Origin of the sequence: Endozoicomonas sp. ONNA2, from assembly GCF_024606365.1 — a bacterium.
Classification (GTDB): domain Bacteria; phylum Pseudomonadota; class Gammaproteobacteria; order Pseudomonadales; family Endozoicomonadaceae; genus Endozoicomonas.
The window spans coordinates 1-4,108 of record NZ_JAHHPO010000778.1; the positions used below are offsets into that span (position 1 = coordinate 1).

Genomic DNA, 4,108 nt, shown 5'->3' on the forward strand with positions numbered 1-4,108 from the left:
CCTCAATTTCTCACAATCCTCGCTTCGGGCGCTATTCTCGGACAGCCTCCCGGGACAACTTCGGGCAGCACAAACACACGTATTCAAGAATTGACAGCCTCTCGGGCGAAAATTGCAGTTCCATGCAATTTTCTCTGCTGTTTGTTGTCAAAATGAAGACTAAGCAAATAAATTTATAGTGTCTAACCCAATCACTGATAGAGGTGCTTAAGATGGATAGTGTCAGAAGTAGCATCATTGAGTCGTTCGAATGCATTATCTGCCAGAGTGATGAGAGTAACACCAGCGGGCAATTTACCGGTGGGCTCCGGGTCAAAGCATCTTGTCAGAATGCCTGTTATATGCATCTTGATTGTCTTGCCACTGATCAGGCCCGAAGCAAACTGCTTCAGCGGGGTTGTTCCCAATGTCAACAGCAAATCGTGTTGCCACTGCTCTGTCTGTCGGGCCCCGTGCCCGGCAGGCCAGTAACTGTGTATGCCCTTTATACTGAAGATATGGAAGCCTTCAGGCAACATCTGGCAATACTTCGCGCTCATTCTTTCGGCAGCCATGAGTATGACTGCCTGTTGTTTGCCGCTTTAGCGGCTGAGAATGGTCCCGCTTTGAAAGAGCTGTGGCTTGCAGGCGCGAATATCAATGCCACCACTGAGAATGGCCAAACGCCCCTGCACAAGGCCGCCTTGATGGGCGATGTCCACTTCCTGGATATAATTATTGACTGCGGGGCGAATCTTGATGCCGTTAATGACGAGAACAACACCCCCCTGCACCTGGCCACCGATAAAGGCAACATCAACTGCCTGAAACGGCTCATCGAAAAGGGGGCGGATGTCAATGCTGTGGGCCTGGAGGGACAAAGCCCCGTCCATTTTGCTGCCAAAAAGGCCAATTTTGACATCCTGATAGAACTACTGTTTAACGAAAACGCGAGGGTCAATGTCACCGACAAAAAGGGTTGCACGCCTCTGCACATGGCAGTGCTTGAAGACAGAATCGATAACCTGAAAGCACTGCTCAATCACCTTGGTGTGGATGTCAATGTCGGCAATCATGCCGCCAACACCCCATTGCACTATTGCGTCTTGGAAAACAGGGTTGGTTGTCTGAAAGAGCTGCTCCGCAAAGCGGGAGTGCTGGTCAACGCCACGAACAATAGAGGGGAAACTCCCCTGCACCTGGCCGCCTATTCGGGCTTCATTGATTGCCTGGAAGAGCTGCTCCAAGATGATCTGCTTCACGAGAGAGTGCTGGTAAATGCCACCAATAATCGAGGTGAAACTCCCCTGCACTGTGCGGTCAAACGGGGCAATACTGGTATTCTGAAACGCCTGATAACTCATCCGAAAGTGGATGTTAATGCCACCGATGATTTCGGTGACACGCCCCTGCACACGCTGTGCAATTCGACGTATTTTAAACCAATCTACAATGACAAAATTAATTGGCTGGGTAGCCTGACAGCGCTACTCAGTCACAAGGATTTGAATGTCAATATCACCAATTTTTCCGGCCAGAACCCCCTGGACGTGGCCTTTAGGGGAGGCCACAAGGAATGCAGGGAACTCCTGCTTGCCAAAGGGGCAAAAACGTTTGCGAAGCAATGCGGGGTTATGTGAAGAAGAACGGCATGGTCTTGCATACGACTTCCCCATGGTCACTTTTTGATTTTAAACGATTAAAAACGTGCTGACTCTATATTCGAATGGCATGGTCAGTCAAAAGCGGCCCAGCGCACCCATCTACCCTTAACATTGTGCAAGATAAGCGCATGTTACTTCTGACACTCCCCTCCCGGGCGGGCGAGGTTTCCTGGATCCGGGAATCTTCCTGCTTCGTCACGCTTTCCCTGGATAGCGGCTGTTAAGCTGCTATTCCCGTCAGTCCGTGCGGCCCGATAATAGCGCCCGTACTTACGTTAGACATTAAGCATCTATCTATTGATTCCAGAAGCAAAAGCTTTGAACCACAAAGCACACAAATGCCCACGGCGCGTGAAAATATTTTGCGCCACCCTCAGGGATGAAAAATATTTTGCTTAGGATTGGTCCTGGAATAACTTCCTCTTTTTTTTTGCCACGGAGTCAGAGAGGAAAAGATTTTTTCTTTTCTCCGTGTCTCCGTGGCAAGGTTTTCTCTTTACCGGGCAACATTGGAAATGTGGAAGTTATTTCAGGACAATTCCTAATGGCGACAGGCTTAACCTGTCGCCATTAGGAATTGTCTTTTAATAAGTCCCCGATTTCCGGTCACCCTGAGCTTGTCGGAGGGTAGTGCCACCGAACTTCGACAAGCTCAGCACGTCAGGCAATGAAAATAGGGAAGTTATTTCCAGACGACTCCTTAAGTGCTTAAAGCTACTTTCGTTTTCCTTGAACCTTTAATTCCGGCATAAAATTTTCGATTCCATGTGCTGCCAGAAAACTGTTAATTTTGTTTTTGGGTGAATTTCTTAATCCGTGGACAAGCTTCGGATTGTCTTTTAGCAGTTTTTTAAGCAGGTCGAGGTTGTCAGCATTGATGAGTTGATTGCATTGTCTGGCAAATGTTACAGGCGACTTACTGTTGTCTGCCGATGCTCTCAGAGATTTTGCAGAACTTTTTTGGCCACTGCCCGCCTCTGATGTTGTAGCTGTCGATGTGGCAGCGACCAGGTTTTCGGCGTGGACGACGGTGGCCTGTTTGTCTTTATTTTTTTGCCACTGAGTTTTGCCCGGGGATGGTCTTTGTTTTGTCTTGGCCTGATCATCGGTGGCTTGTTTACTGACAAGTGCCTTAATGGTTTGCTTCAGGCATTTTTTTTGCCGGGTAGCACTTTCTTCTATTATATTCATCGGGCCGCTGTCAAGCTGGGCTCTGGCAATAGCCTGCTGGAATGGGTGATCCTTGGTAATAATACCCTCCATACCCTTGATAATGTTCATGGGCGGAATCTCTCCTTTAGCAGTTTTGACTTTCGGAACAATCAGTTTGTCGTTTTGTCGCCGCCAATAGCCAAGCTGCTCGAATAACCGAATAATCGCTGATTCGGAACCGGGTTGCCCGGGCAGTGTTTCAACCACGAAGTATTCATACAGAGCAGAAAAAAGGCTACTCAGAAAGTTACAACTGGCCTCTGCGCCCTCATGGAGAGCGCTGTGGATGATTGCAAAAGCGTCCTCACCATAACTGAAAGGAGAGGAAGCCTGTTTAAGAAACGATGGCATGCGATCCTCGTAACTCATACCAACTCTGGTATATAGGGCCCAGCTTCTCTGGATCAGTTGGTTAAAGGGAATCTTGGCCAGTTCTTCCTGAGTGAGGTGAAACCCATGTACATCATGTGTACGAATCTGGGTAAGACGTAGGCTTACCGCGCCCAGGCAACTTAGCCAGAAATGGCTGACCATCAGTATATTCCCCTCGCTACGGCTGCCAGATGCGCTTTGGGAAGCTGCGTAATGGGCTGCCGATCTGACGCGGTGCCTTGACCTCCTTGATTGCTGAGAGCCAGCTGTGGATTTGGAGCTTTCCGGAGCCAAACTCCCATGTAGCTTAGTCAATATCTCTCTGAAGGTTTCAACCAACTTATAGGTTTCTCCGAAACTGACTTCTTTGGGAAAGCGGTGGCTTAGCGCAAGCCACTGCTGGCAAGCATTCAACAGTCGCTGGACGGCATCGGGGTCTTGATAGGAAGCATCGTACTGTGGTTCAGGAATCTGATTTTTCGCAGCAGCCGATGTTTTGGCCATTGGCAGTCCGGCACCGGAGGTGGCCCCGGGCATGGCAACTGGCTCAGGAGCAGATCTTTCAGGAGTAATTGGTTGTGGAGTAGCGGTTTCAGTAACAGCAACTGCCAGTCGCTCAGGCAGCCGCTTGACTGCGACTGCGTTCTGTGAGCGGCTCTCAACCGTTGCTGTCAGGTATCTGGTCGCAGGTCCGGAACCAACTCTTTCGTCATGCTCAACCGGCTGACTTGGTAGAGTCCTGGACCAGTATACGCCGGGGTTTGAAGGTAATGAGTTCATTGCAGATTGCCTGAAAATCGGAACCAGGAGGCTGTCCGAGAATAGGCTGCCCTACTGCGGTTGCGATAAATTGGTCTAAAAATTACTGCTTCTTCGTCAAA

The 4,108-nt window shown here is 49.3% G+C and carries 2 protein-coding genes; one reads left to right on the forward strand and one right to left on the reverse strand.

What is annotated here, in order from left to right:
* The first annotated feature begins 212 nt into the window (after nucleotides 1-212).
* The gene (locus KDK14_RS13820; RefSeq protein ID WP_257265755.1) at nucleotides 213-1,619 is read left to right on the forward strand and encodes an ankyrin repeat domain-containing protein; all 1,407 of its coding nucleotides are present in this window, start codon (nucleotides 213-215) and stop codon (nucleotides 1,617-1,619) included.
* Between the two features lie 738 nt (nucleotides 1,620-2,357).
* On the opposite strand, the gene KDK14_RS13825 is transcribed toward KDK14_RS13820, so the two are convergent.
* Nucleotides 2,358-4,007, reverse strand: coding sequence for a hypothetical protein (locus tag KDK14_RS13825; RefSeq protein WP_257265756.1), 1,650 nt, complete (start codon nucleotides 4,005-4,007; stop codon nucleotides 2,358-2,360).
* Between the last annotated feature and the right edge of the window lie 101 nt (nucleotides 4,008-4,108).